This is a genomic window from Burkholderia sp. Bp9099 (genome assembly GCF_003857805.1).
GTDB lineage: Bacteria > Pseudomonadota > Gammaproteobacteria > Burkholderiales > Burkholderiaceae > Burkholderia.
Window position 1 is genome coordinate 114,138 of the sequence record NZ_QTPU01000022.1, and the last position, 15,193, is coordinate 129,330.

At 69.0% G+C, this 15,193-nt stretch carries 16 protein-coding genes; 13 read left to right on the forward strand and 3 right to left on the reverse strand.

What is annotated here, in order from left to right:
- Positions 1-234: 234 nt before the first annotated feature.
- From DIE17_RS25075 to DIE17_RS25115, 9 genes are all read left to right on the forward strand, one after another.
- The gene (locus tag DIE17_RS25075; RefSeq protein WP_124487770.1) at positions 235-687 is read left to right on the forward strand and encodes a hypothetical protein; all 453 of its coding nucleotides are present in this window, start codon (positions 235-237) and stop codon (positions 685-687) included.
- A 174-nt stretch (positions 688-861) separates the two neighbouring features.
- Positions 862-2,145 (forward strand): glutamate-1-semialdehyde 2,1-aminomutase, encoded by a 1,284-nt coding sequence (gene hemL / locus DIE17_RS25080; RefSeq protein WP_124487769.1) that lies wholly within the window; start codon positions 862-864, stop codon positions 2,143-2,145.
- 15 nt (positions 2,146-2,160) lie between these two features.
- A complete protein-coding gene (gene ribD, locus DIE17_RS25085) occupies positions 2,161-3,282 on the forward strand; it encodes a bifunctional diaminohydroxyphosphoribosylaminopyrimidine deaminase/5-amino-6-(5-phosphoribosylamino)uracil reductase RibD (RefSeq protein WP_124487768.1) in 1,122 nt (373 codons plus the stop codon).
- Between the two features lie 14 nt (positions 3,283-3,296).
- The gene (locus DIE17_RS25090; protein ID WP_124521637.1) at positions 3,297-3,926 is read left to right on the forward strand and encodes a riboflavin synthase; all 630 of its coding nucleotides are present in this window, start codon (positions 3,297-3,299) and stop codon (positions 3,924-3,926) included.
- A gap of 182 nt (positions 3,927-4,108) precedes the next feature.
- Positions 4,109-4,627 (forward strand): DUF1993 family protein, encoded by a 519-nt coding sequence (locus DIE17_RS25095; protein ID WP_124487766.1) that lies wholly within the window; start codon positions 4,109-4,111, stop codon positions 4,625-4,627.
- A 187-nt stretch (positions 4,628-4,814) separates the two neighbouring features.
- Complete coding sequence (ribBA, locus tag DIE17_RS25100; RefSeq protein WP_044846224.1) at positions 4,815-5,957, forward strand: bifunctional 3,4-dihydroxy-2-butanone-4-phosphate synthase/GTP cyclohydrolase II; 1,143 nt, start codon at positions 4,815-4,817, stop codon at positions 5,955-5,957.
- Positions 5,958-6,010: 53 nt separating this feature from the next.
- Positions 6,011-6,529 carry a 6,7-dimethyl-8-ribityllumazine synthase gene (gene ribH, locus DIE17_RS25105; protein WP_124521635.1) on the forward strand — a complete coding sequence of 173 codons (519 nt, stop codon included), beginning with the start codon at positions 6,011-6,013 and terminating at the stop codon, positions 6,527-6,529.
- Positions 6,526-6,963 (forward strand): transcription antitermination factor NusB, encoded by a 438-nt coding sequence (gene nusB, locus DIE17_RS25110; protein WP_044846225.1) that lies wholly within the window; start codon positions 6,526-6,528, stop codon positions 6,961-6,963. Before ribH ends, nusB begins: the two co-directional genes overlap by 4 nt.
- 69 nt (positions 6,964-7,032) lie before the next feature.
- Positions 7,033-8,229, forward strand: a complete 1,197-nt coding sequence (locus DIE17_RS25115) for a pyridoxal phosphate-dependent aminotransferase (RefSeq protein ID WP_124521633.1) — start codon at positions 7,033-7,035, stop codon at positions 8,227-8,229.
- A 119-nt stretch (positions 8,230-8,348) separates the two neighbouring features.
- On the opposite strand, the gene DIE17_RS25120 is transcribed toward DIE17_RS25115, so the two are convergent.
- Positions 8,349-9,476 (reverse strand): lytic transglycosylase domain-containing protein, encoded by a 1,128-nt coding sequence (locus DIE17_RS25120; RefSeq protein WP_124521631.1) that lies wholly within the window; start codon positions 9,474-9,476, stop codon positions 8,349-8,351.
- A gap of 597 nt (positions 9,477-10,073) precedes the next feature.
- Here DIE17_RS25120 and DIE17_RS25125 point away from each other — a divergent pair.
- Positions 10,074-11,630: a UbiD family decarboxylase gene (locus DIE17_RS25125; RefSeq protein WP_124487762.1), complete on the forward strand. Its 1,557-nt coding sequence runs from the start codon at positions 10,074-10,076 to the stop codon at positions 11,628-11,630.
- Positions 11,631-11,664: 34 nt separating this feature from the next.
- Positions 11,665-12,339: a LysE family translocator gene (locus DIE17_RS25130; protein ID WP_124487761.1), complete on the forward strand. Its 675-nt coding sequence runs from the start codon at positions 11,665-11,667 to the stop codon at positions 12,337-12,339.
- A 103-nt stretch (positions 12,340-12,442) separates the two neighbouring features.
- Here the strand turns inward: DIE17_RS25130 and DIE17_RS25135 are convergent, their stop codons facing one another.
- Positions 12,443-12,736, reverse strand: coding sequence for a hypothetical protein (locus tag DIE17_RS25135; protein ID WP_044846230.1), 294 nt, complete (start codon positions 12,734-12,736; stop codon positions 12,443-12,445).
- 512 nt (positions 12,737-13,248) lie between these two features.
- Between DIE17_RS25135 and DIE17_RS25145 the strand changes: the two genes are divergently transcribed.
- Both DIE17_RS25145 and DIE17_RS25150 read left to right on the forward strand, forming a co-directional pair.
- Positions 13,249-14,178 (forward strand): Rossmann-like and DUF2520 domain-containing protein, encoded by a 930-nt coding sequence (locus DIE17_RS25145; protein ID WP_124521629.1) that lies wholly within the window; start codon positions 13,249-13,251, stop codon positions 14,176-14,178.
- A 76-nt stretch (positions 14,179-14,254) separates the two neighbouring features.
- A complete protein-coding gene (locus tag DIE17_RS25150) occupies positions 14,255-14,818 on the forward strand; it encodes a YggT family protein (protein ID WP_044846232.1) in 564 nt (187 codons plus the stop codon).
- Positions 14,819-14,832: 14 nt separating this feature from the next.
- Here the strand turns inward: DIE17_RS25150 and DIE17_RS25155 are convergent, their stop codons facing one another.
- Positions 14,833-15,183, reverse strand: coding sequence for a DUF190 domain-containing protein (locus DIE17_RS25155; RefSeq protein ID WP_124521627.1), 351 nt, complete (start codon positions 15,181-15,183; stop codon positions 14,833-14,835).
- Positions 15,184-15,193 lie beyond the last annotated feature (10 nt).

Below are 15,193 nucleotides of genomic sequence, written 5' to 3' on the forward strand. Positions count from 1 at the left end.
GGAGGCCCGCGCGCATCGGGGCACGCGTGGCGGTGAAGACGGGAGGCTACGCCGCAAGCGGCGCGTTCAAGCACATGATTGTACGCGCAACTTTTTCGCGTGCCGCGCGCGGTCTGCCGCGCCAGGCTGGAACACGCGCGCATGACCGGCGTCGCGGCAGACCGCGCGCGGATTCGATTAAGCTTGCTGCTCCCCGCCTCTCTTGTCTGATCAATCCGACGCACGACCGACCCGATGACCGCCTTCCTGCTGATCTGGAGCCCCAAGAAATGGCCGTGGCCCGAGCTGCCCGACGTCGCCGCGCGCGTGAAGGCCGGCGATGCCGTGCACGACGTGTGGGGCTGCGGCTTCGCGCGCGGCATCCTGCCGGGCGACCGTGTGTTCCTGCACCGCGTCGCGCAGGAGCCGAAGGGCGTGTTCGGCTCGGGCTACGTGACGCGCGCGCCCTACGAGGTGCCCGACCCGGCGACGAAGCGCGGCTACCGGCTGTGCATCGATTTCGTCTACGACTGGCTGGTCGACGCCCACCAGGACGTCGTGATCCCGCGCGACGCGCTGCGCGCGCATCCGTACTCGGTGCAGACCTGGGACGCTCAATCCTCCGGCACGTCGATCAAGCCGATGGTCGAAGGCCCGCTCGAGAAGCGCTGGGCCGAGCTGACCGGCAAGCGCCGGTCGCCACGATAAGCGGGCCGGATCGGCCGCGCGCCGTTCGCGCCGGCCAATCCCCCACGCGCGCAAAGGCCGCAGACCCGGCCGCGGGCCCGCCGGGCGCGTCTCCGGTACAATCAGACGATCGTTCCGCTCAGGCGCCGCGGCCCGTGCACAGGCCCCCGCGCCCTTCTCTCGCAGGTTTCGCACATGTCCAACAATCAGATCCTCTTCGAACGCGCCCAGAAGACCATCCCGGGCGGCGTCAACTCGCCGGTGCGCGCCTTCCGTTCGGTCGGCGGCACGCCGCGCTTCGTGTCGCGCGCGCAAGGCCCGTACTTCTGGGATGCCGACGGCAAGCAGTACATCGACTACATCGGCTCGTGGGGCCCGATGATCGTCGGCCACGTCCATCCGGAAGTGCTGTCGGCCGTGCAGAACGTGCTCGCCGACGGCTTCTCGTTCGGCGCGCCGACCGAAGCGGAAATCGAGATCGCCGAGGAAATCTGCAAGCTGGTGCCGTCGATCGAGCAGGTGCGGATGGTGTCGAGCGGCACCGAGGCCACGATGAGCGCGCTGCGTCTCGCGCGCGGCTTCACGGGCCGCAGCCGCATCGTCAAGTTCGAGGGCTGCTACCACGGCCACGCGGACAGCCTGCTGGTCAAGGCCGGCTCGGGCCTGCTGACGTTCGGCAACCCGACGTCGGCCGGCGTGCCGGCCGACATCGCGAAGCACACGACCGTCCTCGAATACAACAACGTCGCCGCGCTGGAAGAAGCGTTCGGCGCGTTCGGCCACGAGATCGCCGCGGTGATCGTCGAGCCCGTCGCGGGCAACATGAACCTCGTGCGCGGCACGCCCGAGTTCCTGAACGCGCTGCGCGCGCTGTGCACGAAGCACGGCGCCGTGCTGATCTTCGACGAGGTGATGTGCGGCTTCCGCGTCGCGCTCGGCGGCGCGCAGGCGTACTACGGGATCGCGGCCGACCTCACCTGCCTCGGCAAGGTGATCGGCGGCGGGATGCCGGCTGCCGCGTTCGGCGGCCGCCGCGACATCATGGCCCACCTCGCGCCGCTCGGCGGCGTGTACCAGGCCGGCACGCTGTCGGGCAACCCGATCGCGGTCGCCGCGGGCCTGAAGACGCTGCAGCTGATCCAGGCGCCCGGCTTCTACGACGCGCTCACCGCGCAGACGAAGCGCCTCGCCGACGGCCTCGCGGCCGAAGCGCGCGCGGCCGGCGTGCCGTTCGCGGCCGACTCGATCGGCGCGATGTTCGGCCTGTACTTCGCCGAGCGCGTGCCGACCAGCTTCGCGGAAGTCACGAAGAGCGACACCGAGCGCTTCAACCGCTTCTTCCACCTGATGCTGGACGAAGGCGTGTACTTCGCGCCGTCCGCGTACGAGGCCGGCTTCGTGTCGAGCACGCACGACGACGCGGTGATCGACGCGACGCTCGCGGCCGCGCGCCGCGCGTTCGCGGCGCTGGCCGCCTGACCCGGGTCCGCACGCATGTTCTCGGATACCGATTTCGCCCACATGCAGCGCGCGCTGACGCTCGCGGCGCGCGGCATGTATACGACCGCGCCGAACCCGCGCGTCGGCTGCGTGATCGTCAAGGACGGCGACGTGATCGGCGAAGGCTTTACGCAGCCGGCCGGCCAGGACCACGCGGAAGTGCAGGCGCTGAAGGACGCGCGCGCGCGCGGCCACGACGTCGCCGGCGCCACCGTGTACGTGACGCTCGAGCCGTGCAGCCACTTCGGCCGCACGCCGCCGTGCGCGAACGCGCTGATCGACGCGCGCGTCGCGAAGGTCGTCGCGGCGATGGAAGACCCGAATCCTCAGGTGTCCGGGCGCGGCCTCGGAATGCTGCGCGACGCGGGCATCGACGTGCGCTGCGGGCTGCTCGCGCATGAAGCGGGCGAACTGAACATCGGCTTCGTGTCGCGTATGACGCGCGGCCGCCCGTGGGTGCGGATGAAGACGGCCGCGTCGCTCGATGCACGCACCGCGCTGCCGTCCGGCGAAAGCCAGTGGATCACCGGCGAGGCCGCGCGCCTCGACGGCCACGCCTGGCGCGCGCGCGCGTGCGCGATCCTCACCGGGATCGGCACCGTACGCGAGGACAACCCGCTCCTGACCGTGCGCGGCATCGACACGCCGCGCCAGCCGCAGCGCGTGCTGGTCGACAGCCGCCTCGACCTGCCGCTCGATGCGCGCCTGCTCGAAGGCGCGCCGCTGCTGATCTTCTGCGGCCGGCTCGATGCCGCCGGCGAAGTGCGCGCGAACGTGCTGAAGTCGCGCGGCGCGGAAATCGTGCCGCTCGCGAATGCGCACGGCAAGGTCGACCTGCCCGCGATGCTGGCGGCGCTCGGCGCGCGCGGCGTCAACGAGCTGCACGTCGAGGCCGGCCACAAGCTGAACGGCTCGCTGCTGCGCGAGCAGTGCGTCGACGAGCTGCTGGTCTATCTCGCGCCGAGCCTGCTCGGCAGCGACGCGGCCGGCATGTTCGACCTCGCCGCACCGGCGAGCCTCGACGCCCGCACGCGGCTCGCGTTCCACAGCGTCGAGCGGATCGGCGACGATCTGCGGATCCTGGCGCGTGTCGCGCCGCCCCCTGCCACGCATTGAACGGAGCCGTCACGATGTTTACCGGAATTGTCGCGGCCGTCGGCCGCATCGAATCGATCACCCCGCTCGGCGCGTCGCCCGACGCGGGTGTGCGGCTGACCGTACAGGCCGGCGGGCTCGACCTCGCCGATGTCGCGCTCGGCGACAGCATCGCGATCCAGGGTGCGTGCATGACGGTGATCGCCAAGACCGGCACCGGATTCGACGTCGACGTGTCGCGCGAAAGCCTGAACCGCACGGTCGGGCTCGCGCAACCCGGCGAAGTGAACCTCGAGAAGGCGCTGCGCGCGCACGACCGCCTCGGCGGGCACATCGTGTCGGGCCACGTCGACGGCCTCGGTACCGTGACGCGCTTCGCGCCGGTCGGCGAGTCGCACGAGCTGCGCATCGTCGCACCGCGCGAGCTCGGCCGCTATCTGGCGTACAAGGGCTCGATCACGGTCAACGGCGTGAGCCTGACCGTCAACACGGTCGACGATCGCGCCGACGGCTGCGAATTCTCGATCAACCTGATCCCGCATACGGTCGAGGTCACGACGCTGCGTCACGTGACGGCCGGCGACAAGGTCAATCTCGAAATCGACATGATCGCGCGGTATGTCGAGCGGATGATGTCGGCATCGCAGGGCGTGCATCAGGACTGATCCGGCGGTTCCGCCCCCTGGGCAGGGATTGGCGGCTGGCGGCTCGGCGCGGCACCTGGCCTGATGGCCAACGACGCGCACGCGCCATCCCGTCGCGCTAAGATGCAACGGCAGCGTTTTCGGCGCCGCGACGCACGGTGCGCCGCGTACCGGCTGCCCCTTTTCCTCCAGGAGTCGTCCCCATGTCCATCTCGATGTACCAGGCTTCGCTGCCCGTCCTGATCCGCGGCCTGACCAACCTGCAGCACATCCTCGGCAAGGCGCAGGCGCATGCGGCCGAGAAGCAAATCGACCCGTCGGTGTTCATCGGCGCACGCCTCTATCCGGACATGCTGCCGCTCGTCCGCCAGGTGTACATCGCGACCGACACGGCCAAGGGTTGCGCCGCCCGGCTCGCCGGCGTCGACATCCCGAGCTTCCCCGACGTCGAGCAGACGTTCGACGAACTGCATGCGCGCATCCAGAAGACGATCGACTACCTGAAAGGCTTCGACGCCGCGCAGATCGACGGCAGCGAAGAACGCCAGGTCGTGCTCAAGATGCGTGTCGGTCCGATCGAGTTCACCGGGCAGTCGTACCTGCTGAACTTCGTGCTGCCCAACTTCTTCTTCCACGTGACGACGGCGTACGACATCCTGCGTCACAGCGGCGTCGAACTCGGCAAGCTCGACTACCTCGGCGGCCGCAACGACCACGCGTGACGCACGGCGGGGCCCCGGCCAGCCTGCGGCTGCCTGACATCGGGCGGGCCGCGGCGGCCCGGGCAGGCCCGCCTCGCAGGCCGGTCGCGCCGCGTTTCGGCGCGCTCGCCGGCCGCGCGCAGCCGGTGCCAGCCGAAACGCGGCCCGGCTGGCGTAAAATACGCACTTTCCTCTTTCTCGCCCCCTTATGACGCTCGCCTCCACGCTCGACATCATCGCGGAGTTGAAAGCCGGCCGGATGGTGATCCTGGTCGACGAAGAAGACCGCGAAAACGAAGGCGACCTCGTGATCGCCGCCGAATTCGTCACGCCGGAAGCGATCAACTTCATGGCCAAGTACGGCCGCGGCCTGATTTGTCTGACGTTGACGCAGGAACGCTGCAAGCAGTTGCACCTGCCGCTGATGACCTACCGCAACGGCACCCAGTACGGCACCGCGTTCACGGTCAGCATCGAAGCGGCCGAAGGCGTGACGACCGGCATCTCGGCCGCCGACCGCGCGCATACGATCGCCACGGCGGTCGCGCACGACGTCCGTCCCGAGCACATCGTGCAGCCGGGCCACGTGTTCCCGATCATGGCGCAGCCGGGCGGCGTGCTGGTGCGCGCCGGCCACACCGAGGCCGGCTGCGACTTCACCGCGCTCGCCGGGCTCACGCCGGCCGCGGTGATCTGCGAGGTCATCAAGGACGACGGCACGATGGCGCGCCTGCCCGACCTGCTCGAGTTCGCGAAGGAACACGGCCTGAAGATCGGCACGATCGCCGACCTGATCCAGTACCGCAGCCGCACCGAATCGATCATCGAGCGGATCGCCGAGCGCACGATGCAGACCGCGCACGGCACGTTCCGCGCGGTGCTGTACCGCGACCAGCCGAGCGGCTCGCCGCACATCGCGCTGGTGCGCGGCACGCCGTCGCCCGACGTCGATACGCCCGTGCGCGTGCACGAGCCGCTGTCGGTCCTCGACCTGCTCGAGACGGGCGTCTCGACACACTCGTGGACGCTCGACGCGGCGATGCGCGACATCGCGGAACGCGACCTCGGCGTGATCGTGCTGCTCAACTGCGGCGACACGAAGGAACATCTGATCGACGTCTTCAAGGCGTTCGACGAGGAAGAAAAGGCCGCTGCGCTGAAGCGCCGGCCGGTCGATTTCAAGACGTTCGGCATCGGCGCGCAGATCCTGCGCGATGTCGGCGTCGCCAGGATGCAGGTGCTGTCGAATCCGCGCAAGCTGGGCAGCATGTCCGGCTACGGCCTCGAAGTCACGGGCTTCATTCCGATGCCCGGCGGCGAAGCCAAGTCCTGCCCGGCGTCCCACGCGTAACCCGCCACGACGCTTTCGCCCTATAACCGTTCATCCACACCACGGACCAGATCATGGAAATCGGACAATACCAACCGAATCTCGAAGGCGACGGCCTGCGTATCGGCATCGTGCAATCCCGCTTCAACGAACCCGTCTGCAACGGCCTCGCCGATGCGTGCGTCGAAGAACTCGAGCGCCTCGGCGTCTCCGGTGAAGACGTGCTGCTCGTGTCGGTGCCCGGCGCGCTGGAAATCCCGCTCGCGCTGCAGAAGCTCGCGGAAAGCGGCCAGTTCGACGCACTGATCGCGCTCGGCGCGGTGATCCGCGGCGAGACGTACCATTTCGAACTCGTGTCGAACGAAAGCGGCGCGGGCATCACCCGCATCGGCCTCGACTTCAACCTGCCGATCGCGAACGCGGTCCTGACGACCGAAAACGACGAGCAGGCCGTCGCGCGCATGACCGAAAAGGGTCGTGACGCCGCGCGCGTCGCGGTCGAGATGGCCAACCTGACGATGGCACTCGACCAGCTCGGCGACGATGAGGACGAGGACGAAGAAGACGAAGACGACGAAGAGGAGCGCGCATGAAGAAGAGCGCCCGCCGACAATCGCGCGAGCTGGCGACGCAGGGCCTGTATCAGTGGCTGCTGTCGAACGCGGCCCCCGGCGAGATCGACGCGCAACTGCGCGGCGCGCTCGGTTACGACAAGGCCGACAAGGAGCTGCTCGACGCGATCCTGCACGGCGTGATTCGCGAGCATGCGACGCTCGTCGAAGCCCTCACGCCGTCGCTGGACCGTCCGGTCGACCAGCTGTCGCCGGTCGAACGCGCCGTGCTGCTGATCGCGACGTTCGAGCTCACGCATCATGTCGAAACGCCGTACCGCGTGATCATCAACGAAGCAGTCGAACTCGCGAAGACGTTCGGCGGCTCCGACGGCTACAAGTACGTCAACGGCGTGCTCGACAAGCTCGCCGCGAAGCTGCGCCCCGCCGAAACGCAGGCGCGCCGCAACGGCTGATTCCGCAGGTAGACGGGCGCGCGAGCGCCCGTTTTTCGTTCTCCCTCCCCTCCCCGCTCCGCCCGACCGATGAATACCACTGCCGATTCGCTCGTCACGCTCGCCGCACGCGTCGACGCGATCCAGCCCTTCTACGTGATGGAACTGATGAAGGAGGCACAGCGGCTCGAGTCCTCCGGGCGCGACGTTATCCACATGGGCATCGGCGAGCCGGACTTCACCGCACCGGAGCCCGTCGTCGAGGCGGCGGCGGCCGCGTTGCGCCGCGGCGTCACGCAGTACACGAGCGCGCTCGGCATCGCGCCGCTGCGCGAAGCGATCGCCGCGCACTACGCGCGCGCGTACGGCCTCACGATCAGCCCCGAGCGGATCGTCGTGACGGCCGGCGCGTCGGCCGCGCTGCTGCTCGCGTGCCTCGCGCTCGTGGGCCGCGACGACGAGGTGCTGATGCCCGACCCGTCGTACCCGTGCAACCGGCACTTCGTCGCGGCGGCCGAAGGCCTCCCGGTGCTCGTGCCGAGCGGCCCGGAAGCGCGCTTCCAGCTCACCGCGGACGACGTCCGCACGCGCTGGGGCAGCCGCACGCGCGGCGTGCTGCTCGCGTCGCCGTCGAACCCGACCGGCACGTCGCTCGAGCCGGACGAACTGAAGCGGATCGTCGAAGCCGTGCGCGCACGCGGCGGCTTCACGATCGTCGACGAGATCTACCAGGGGCTCAGCTATGATGCGGCGCCCGTGTCGGCGCTGTCATACGGCGATGATGTCGTCACCGTCAACAGCTTCTCGAAGTACTTCAGCATGACCGGCTGGCGGCTCGGCTGGCTGGTCGTACCGCCCGCGCTCGTGAGCACGTTCGAAAAGCTGTCGCAGAACCTGTTCATCTGCCCGTCCACGCTCGCGCAGCACGCGGCGCTCGCGTGCTTCGAACCGGCGGCGCTCGACATCTACGAGGCGCGTCGCCTCGAATTCAAGCGTCGCCGCGACTTCATCGCGCCGGCGCTCGAACGGCTCGGCTTCACGGTGCCGGTGATGCCGGACGGCGCGTTCTACGTCTATGCGCACTGCGGCGGCGTCGCCCATCCGGCGGCCGGCGACAGCGCGGCGCTCACGCAGGCGATGCTGCACGACGCGGGCGTCGTGCTGGTGCCGGGCATGGATTTCGGCGTGCATGCGCCGCGCGACTATATCCGGCTGTCCTATGCGACCGCCTATTCGCGCCTCGAAGAGGCCGTCGAGCGGCTCGCGACGCTGTTCGGCCAGCACTGACGTCCGAGCGGCCCTCCCGGCCGGCGTGCCGGACGCTACCGTCCACGCCAAAACGAAAAGGCACCCGAACGGGTGCCTTTTTGCTTGAGTCCTGCCGGAACCGCGGGGCGTTGCGTGACTTACGCGCCGAGCTCCGAATGATCGCCGTGCGCCTGCTTCGCGGTGTCGACGCTTGCGTCGTCCTGCTGCGGCGCGCCCTTCGGCGCCGCGGCGGCCTTCGCGGCGATCGGCTGCGCTGCGTCGAGCGTCGCGTGCATGCGCTTCGTGCTGCCTGCCGCCGCCGTCACGGCCGCGGTGACGATCGGCTTCGACGGCTGGGCCGGCGCCTGCGGCGCATTGACCGGCACGCTGCGGCCGTGCGCGACATCGCGCAGGCGGCCGCGCTCGGCCATGACCTTCGAGCCGTACACGGTGTCGTCCGGGTTGGTCGAGCCGTTGTACAGACGCAGGCCGTTCGCAAGCGAGCCGCCGCGGGCGATGCAGTCCTTCAGCACGAGCGCGCCGACCTGCAGGTTCGCGAGCGGCTGCAGTGCGGTGTCGGTACCGCCGAAATATTCGAACTTGTCGGAATGGACCTTCGACATGACCTGCATCAGGCCTTGCGCGCCGACGCCGCTTTCCGCGTACGGGTTGAAGCCCGATTCGATCGCCATCACGGACAGCAGCAGCAGCGGATCGAGGCCGACGTCGTGGCCGGTCTGGAACGCGGCCTTGACGAGCTGGCCGAGCGGCTCCTGGGCGACCCGGTAACGGCGCGACAGGTAGGTGGCGACGAGCGCCTGCTGGCGGTTCGACGCGAGCGCACGGTCGTCGCGCGCATCGGCCGGGACCCGCTGGGACGGGATCAGTTTCGCGAGCGCGACAGGCGACGGGCCGTTGCGGGCCGGATCGGACGCATCGCTCTGCGCGGCGGTTTCCGGTGCCACGTCGAGACCGACGGCGAGCGCATCCGTCTCGGGAGCCTCTTCCTGCTGCGGCTGCGCGCCGGCGGGCGCGAAGTTCGGCAGCGGATGGCCGGTCAGCAGACGGGCCGGACCGGCCTGCACGGCCGCGGATACGACCGGCATCAGCTTCGCGGCGAGGTTCCCGCGCACGGTCGGCAGCAGCCACAGGGCCAGTGCGATCGCGACGGCGAAACAGCCGACGACGCTGAATAAATGGTGACTGACACGCGTCCCGCGACGCAGCATGTTGCGCACGATCTGTGCATGCTGCTCACTGGGACGCCACGATAACCAAGCGTTCATTCAGATCATCTCCCATGAACATGACTCGTGCGACTCGCTCGGCTCGATGGCGAGACAGAAAACGCGCCGCGGAATCACGACGCCGCACGCCTTGGTCGGGGCATGCAGGCATCGGGGAAACGGTATAAGTACCGTTCGAGGCCACGGTATAAGACGGCCGGCACCTTCGCACATTGGGCGAGGCGGGCATACGCGGTGGCACCCACGCAAAAAACCAGCGTCTGGTGGCGCTGGCTGGGACTACGACAAAGGCCGTCGAATACGCCGTGCAGGTTTCGGCGGACGGTGACGCGCTGCGTCAAAGATCGGTGATTGGCGGCTCGAAGCCTTTTACCCTGCAGCCAATGTGAGCGGATTCTAGCAGGGTTTTATAGATCGTCAACACTATAAAACCTTCAAATTATAACAAAAAGTAATTTTGAACCGCCCTTCAGATCGCAAGCCCCCTGCCGTAGGGGCTCTCCGCGCGGTCCACTTTTTTCTCCGCCCGGGCGTGCGCGCGGCGGCCCGGGTAAAATCTGCGCTCGATTCGGGGCCGCAGCCGGCCGCTGCGCCCGCCCATCGCTGCCCGCCTTGCGGGCGGCCCGGACCTTGTTCATGAAATACAAAGACTTACGCGATTTCATCCAGCGCCTCGAGGCGCTCGGCGAACTGCGGCGCGTCACGCAACCCGTGTCGCCCGTGCTCGAAATGACCGAGCTGTGCGACCGCGTGCTGCGCGCCGGCGGCCCGGCGCTGCTGTTCGCCGCGCCGCCCGGCAATGCGTTCCCGGTACTCGGCAACCTGTTCGGCACACCGCGCCGCGTCGCGCTCGGGATGGGCGTCGATGCCGGCGACGACGCCGCGCTCGGCTCGCTGCGCGACCTCGGGCGGCTGCTGTCCGCGCTGAAGGAGCCGGATCCGCCGAAGAGCCTGAAGGACGCCGGCAAGCTGCTGTCGCTCGCGAAGGCCGTATGGGACATGGCGCCGAAATCGGTGTCGTCGCCGCCGTGCCAGGAGATCGTCTGGGAAGGTGCCGACGTCGACCTGCACAAGCTGCCGATCCAGACCTGCTGGCCCGGCGACGCGGGGCCGCTCGTCACGTGGGGCCTCACGGTCACGCGCGGGCCGAACAAGCCGCGCCAGAACCTCGGCATCTATCGCCAGCAGCTGATCGGCCGCAACAAGCTGATCATGCGCTGGCTCGCGCATCGCGGCGGCGCGCTCGACTTCCGCGAATTCGCGTTGAAGAACCCCGGCAAGCCATATCCGGTCGCGGTCGTGCTCGGCGCGGATCCGGCCACGACGCTCGGCGCGGTGACGCCGGTGCCCGATTCGCTGTCCGAGTATCAGTTCGCCGGCCTGCTGCGCGGCAGCCGCACCGAGCTCGCGAAGTGCCTGACGCCCGGCGTCGACACGCTGCAGGTGCCCGCCCGCGCGGAGATCGTGCTCGAAGGTTTCATTTATCCGCAGGAAGGCGCGCCCGCCCCCGCCCCGGCCGGCGCACCGCCGCGGCCGGCCGGCAACGCGTCGGCCGCTTATGAGCATGCGCTCGAAGGCCCGTACGGCGACCACACCGGCTACTACAACGAACAGGAGTGGTTCCCGGTGTTCACCGTCGAGCGCATCACGATGCGTCGCGACGCGATCTATCACTCGACCTATACGGGCAAGCCGCCCGACGAGCCGGCCGTGCTCGGCGTCGCGCTCAACGAGGTGTTCGTGCCGCTGCTGCAGAAGCAGTTCACCGAGATCACCGACTTCTACCTGCCGCCGGAAGGCTGCAGCTACCGGATGGCGATCGTCCAGATGAAGAAGAGCTACGCCGGCCATGCGAAGCGCGTGATGTTCGGCGTGTGGAGCTTCCTGCGGCAGTTCATGTATACGAAGTTCATCGTGGTCGTCGACGAGGACGTGAACATCCGCGACTGGAACGAGGTGATCTGGGCGATCACGACGCGCGTCGACCCCGTGCGCGACACCGTGATGGTCGACAGCACGCCGATCGACTATCTGGATTTCGCGTCGCCCGTCGCGGGCCTCGGCTCGAAGATGGGGCTCGACGCGACCAACAAGTGGCCCGGCGAGACGAACCGCGAATGGGGCCGCCCGATCGAGATGGACGCCGCCGTGAAGGCGCGCGTCGACCGCCTCTGGCAGGAGATCGGACTGTAAGTCCGCGCGCTGAACGCACCCGACAAGAACGACGATGAGCTTTCCTCCCGCCTCGATGCTGTCCGACGGATTCTTCCTGTCGCTTTCGCTATGTCTCGACATCGGCCTCGTCAACGTCGCGATGCTGTCGCTGACGCTGTCGCACGGCTTCCGGCCCGGCTTCTGGCTCGGCGTCGGCTCGTGCGTCGGCGACCTCGTCTACGCGGCGCTCGCGCTCGCCGGCATGGCCGTGCTGCTGCAGTTCGAGACCGTGCGCTGGATCGTCTGGATCGGCGGCGGTGCGGTGCTGCTGTTCCTCACGTGGAAGATGGCGCGTGAAGCGCTCGCGCCGGCCGGCGGCACCGACGACGGCGATGCGGACGACACGCCGCAGCCGCGTGCCAGTGCGCGGCGCAGCTTCATGCGCGGGATGCTGCTCGCGATGTCGTCGCCGAGCGCGATCCTGTGGTTCGCGGCGGTCGGCGGCGCGCTGATCGCGAAAGCCGGCGCGACCACGCCGGCCACGGCGTCGGTGTTCCTGTCCGGCTTCTTCCTCGGCGGCCTCGCGTGGACGCTGTTCATGTGCACGCTCGCGAGCCAGGGCCGCAAGCGCGCGGGCGCGGGGCTGATGCGCGCATGCCACGTCGCGTCGGCGCTGCTGTTCGCGTATTTCTCGTACAGCGTGATCGTCGGCGGCTATCGCGACCTGATCGCGCACGCCGTGTCGTAACCGGCGCGCACCGGATCGCGCGCCCAATGAAAAACGGCGCAACGCCCCACGCGGGACGTTGCGCCGTTTTGCCGCGCGCGGTCAGGCCGCCGCGCGGAATGCGTCAACGACGCCAGTAGCCGTGGTGGCCCCAGCCGCCGTAACCGTGACGCCAGTACGGACGGCCGTAGTAGCCGCCGACGACCACGGGGGGCGGTGCATAGTAGGCCGGCGCCGGCGCGTAATACACGGGCGGGGGCGGCGGTGCGTAGTACACGGGCGGCGGCGCCGCATACACGGGATACGCAGGTGCGATCGGAACCCCGATGCCGACCCCGATCGACACGTGGGCCTGCGCGGCGCTCGCGGCACCCAGGCCCAGCGCGGCGGCGGCGATGAACGGAATGAGCTTTTTCACTTCGATTCTCCTGCTGGAGCGGTAATTTGTGCGCTCCTGTCGGCAACGGCGGGCATGCACGTCGCATGCAAGCAATGTAGCGAAAACCCGCCGCGCGCGTATCGCGCATTTGTTGCAAATTGCAATTCCATCCGGCTGCAAACACCGTGCGGCGTGGCCTTGCGGATCCTTGACATCGCTTGCCGGTCGCGTGATTCCGTCCGACCAGTGAAAGCGCGACACATTGTCCGGTCAGTCTTACCGGATCCGGCAAGCACGGCGGGCACGCTTCCGTAATGAACGATTACAAATTTGAGACAAGACGCCGACAATTCAACGGGGATGTGGCCCCCGCGTGATTCGGGGCCGAATCACGCGATCGTCGCGGGCGGCGAAAACGGCCGCGCGAATTTACCGCTACCCCGTGTCGCACGCGGTCTTCCAGGTCGTCCTCGCCCGACGCCGCCCTTGCGCGGCCGCCCCGTCATTCCTGCGATACTGGCGGCTGCTCCGTTTTCGCTTCGTGACCCACCATGTCCCTTCCCGACACGCCCCGCCTCGGCTTCATCGGCGCCGGCCGCCTGGCGCGCTGCCTTGCCCTGCGTTTCGCGGCGGCCGGCTTTCCGGTCGTCGCGATCGCGAGCCGCACGGCGGAATCGGCCACGGCGCTCGCCGCGCGCATCGACGGCTGCCGCGCGGTCGACACGCCGCAGCAGGTCGTCGACGCCGCCGACCTGATCTTCCTCACCGTGCCCGACGACCATCTCGCGTCGACCGCCGCGGCGTTGCGGTTCGACGCGGCGCGCGCGGCGAGCCAGGCGCTCGTCCACTGCAGCGGTGCGTCGGCGGTCGAGCTGCTCGATCCGGCCAAGCGGCAAGGCGTGGCCACGGGCGGCTTCCATCCGCTCTACCTGTTCGGCGGCACCGACGCCGATCTCGCCCGCATCGACGGCTGCTCGGTCACGCTCGAAGCCGACGGCGCGCTGCACGCGACGCTGCTGCGGCTTGCTGACGCACTCGGCTGCCATCCGCTGTCGATTCCGGCCGGCGGCCGGATGCTCTATCACGCGGCCGCCCATTACGCGGCGAGCTTCGCGCTGTGCGGGCTGTCGGAGGCGGTCGAGCTGTGGCGCGGCCTCGGCTTCGACGAGGAAGCGGCGCTGCGCGCGCTGCTGCCGATGCTCGCCGGCACGATCGAGACCGCGCGCGACAAGGGCCTCGCGAACGCACTCGCGGGCCCGGTATCGCGCGGCGACACCGGCATCGTCGAGCGTCAGCTCGCGCTGCTCGAGGCGCGCGGCGGCGATCACGCGACGCTGTACGCGCTGATGACCCGCCGCGCGGTCGCGCTCGCGGCGAAGCGCGCCGCGCCGCCGGCCGCGCTGCCGGCGCTCACGCAGGCCGTCGAAACGTCGCTCGCGCGCACGACCGGGCACCCCTCCCCGCCGCGGGACGAGGCGTGATAAGGTGTCGGCCGATGCGCCGCCATCCGGCGTTGGCGGCCGCACGCTACTCGACTGTATAAAAAGGATGCCAACGATGTTCGGCGAGATCGCCCGTTTTCTGCTCAATACCGTCTTCACGCTGTTCGGCGCCGCGCTGATCCTGCGCGTCTGGATGCAGGCCGTCCGCGTGCCGCCGTACAACCCCGTCACGCAGGCCGTGCTGCAGGCGACCAACTGGCTCGTGCTGCCGCTGCGCCGCGTGATCGCGGGCGTGCGCGGCATCGACTGGGCAAGCGTCGTCGCAGCGCTGCTCACCGCGCTCGTCTATGTGGTGCTGATGGTCGTGATGGCCGGCTTCGACCCGGCCTCGGTGATCGCGACGCTCGTCGTGGTCGCGCTGCTCACCGTCGTGAAGTGGGCGCTCAATCTCGTGATCTGGATGACGATCCTGATGGCGCTGCTGTCGTGGCTCAATCCGCGCTCGCCGGCGATGCCGATCCTCTACCAGCTCACCGCACCGTTCCTGAACCCGCTGCGCCGTGTGATCCCGAACCTCGGCGGCATCGACCTGTCGCCGATCCTGCTGTTCGTGATCGTGCAGGTGCTGCTGATGATCGTCACGCGCGCCGCCGTGTCGCTGACGATCTTCGGCATCTGATCCGACGTGTCGCGCTACGCTGCCGGCCCCTGCGCCGGCGGCGCCTCGAGCGTGTCGATCACGCCGAAATTCGCCGGAATCATCGCGTAGCACACGCGCACTTTCTCGCGCGACACGCGCTCGAGCAGCCGCTTCGCCTCGTCGTCGGTGACGATGAACTCGACCTCGACCGCGAGCGAACCCTGCAGTTCGAAAAAGCGGTCCTCGTGCAGCACCCGATGCCGGCCGAAGCCGGCCATCGCGCGAAACGCCGAACCGCCCGCGACCCCCATCCGGTTTCCCTCCTCCAGCAACCACTCCCACAGCGGCTTCCAGTGCAGCCGGTGCTGCTCGTGCACGTAGAAGCGCAAGAAGACCCTGTCCATCGCGTCCTCC

Bases quoted from the DNA above. Each gene is read 5' to 3' on its own strand.
- DIE17_RS25075 (WP_124487770.1), top strand. From the start codon at position 235: ATGACCGCCTTCCTGCTGATCTGGAGCCCCAAGAAATGGCCGTGGCCC.
- hemL (WP_124487769.1), top strand. From the start codon at position 862: ATGTCCAACAATCAGATCCTCTTCGAACGCGCCCAGAAGACCATCCCG.
- ribD (WP_124487768.1), top strand. From the start codon at position 2,161: ATGTTCTCGGATACCGATTTCGCCCACATGCAGCGCGCGCTGACGCTC.
- DIE17_RS25090 (WP_124521637.1), top strand. From the start codon at position 3,297: ATGTTTACCGGAATTGTCGCGGCCGTCGGCCGCATCGAATCGATCACC.
- DIE17_RS25095 (WP_124487766.1), top strand. From the start codon at position 4,109: ATGTCCATCTCGATGTACCAGGCTTCGCTGCCCGTCCTGATCCGCGGC.
- ribBA (WP_044846224.1), top strand. From the start codon at position 4,815: ATGACGCTCGCCTCCACGCTCGACATCATCGCGGAGTTGAAAGCCGGC.
- ribH (WP_124521635.1), top strand. From the start codon at position 6,011: ATGGAAATCGGACAATACCAACCGAATCTCGAAGGCGACGGCCTGCGT.
- nusB (WP_044846225.1), top strand. From the start codon at position 6,526: ATGAAGAAGAGCGCCCGCCGACAATCGCGCGAGCTGGCGACGCAGGGC.
- DIE17_RS25115 (WP_124521633.1), top strand. From the start codon at position 7,033: ATGAATACCACTGCCGATTCGCTCGTCACGCTCGCCGCACGCGTCGAC.
- DIE17_RS25120 (WP_124521631.1), bottom strand. From the start codon at position 9,476: ATGAACGCTTGGTTATCGTGGCGTCCCAGTGAGCAGCATGCACAGATC.
- DIE17_RS25125 (WP_124487762.1), top strand. From the start codon at position 10,074: ATGAAATACAAAGACTTACGCGATTTCATCCAGCGCCTCGAGGCGCTC.
- DIE17_RS25130 (WP_124487761.1), top strand. From the start codon at position 11,665: ATGAGCTTTCCTCCCGCCTCGATGCTGTCCGACGGATTCTTCCTGTCG.
- DIE17_RS25145 (WP_124521629.1), top strand. From the start codon at position 13,249: ATGTCCCTTCCCGACACGCCCCGCCTCGGCTTCATCGGCGCCGGCCGC.
- DIE17_RS25150 (WP_044846232.1), top strand. From the start codon at position 14,255: ATGTTCGGCGAGATCGCCCGTTTTCTGCTCAATACCGTCTTCACGCTG.
- DIE17_RS25155 (WP_124521627.1), bottom strand. From the start codon at position 15,183: ATGGACAGGGTCTTCTTGCGCTTCTACGTGCACGAGCAGCACCGGCTG.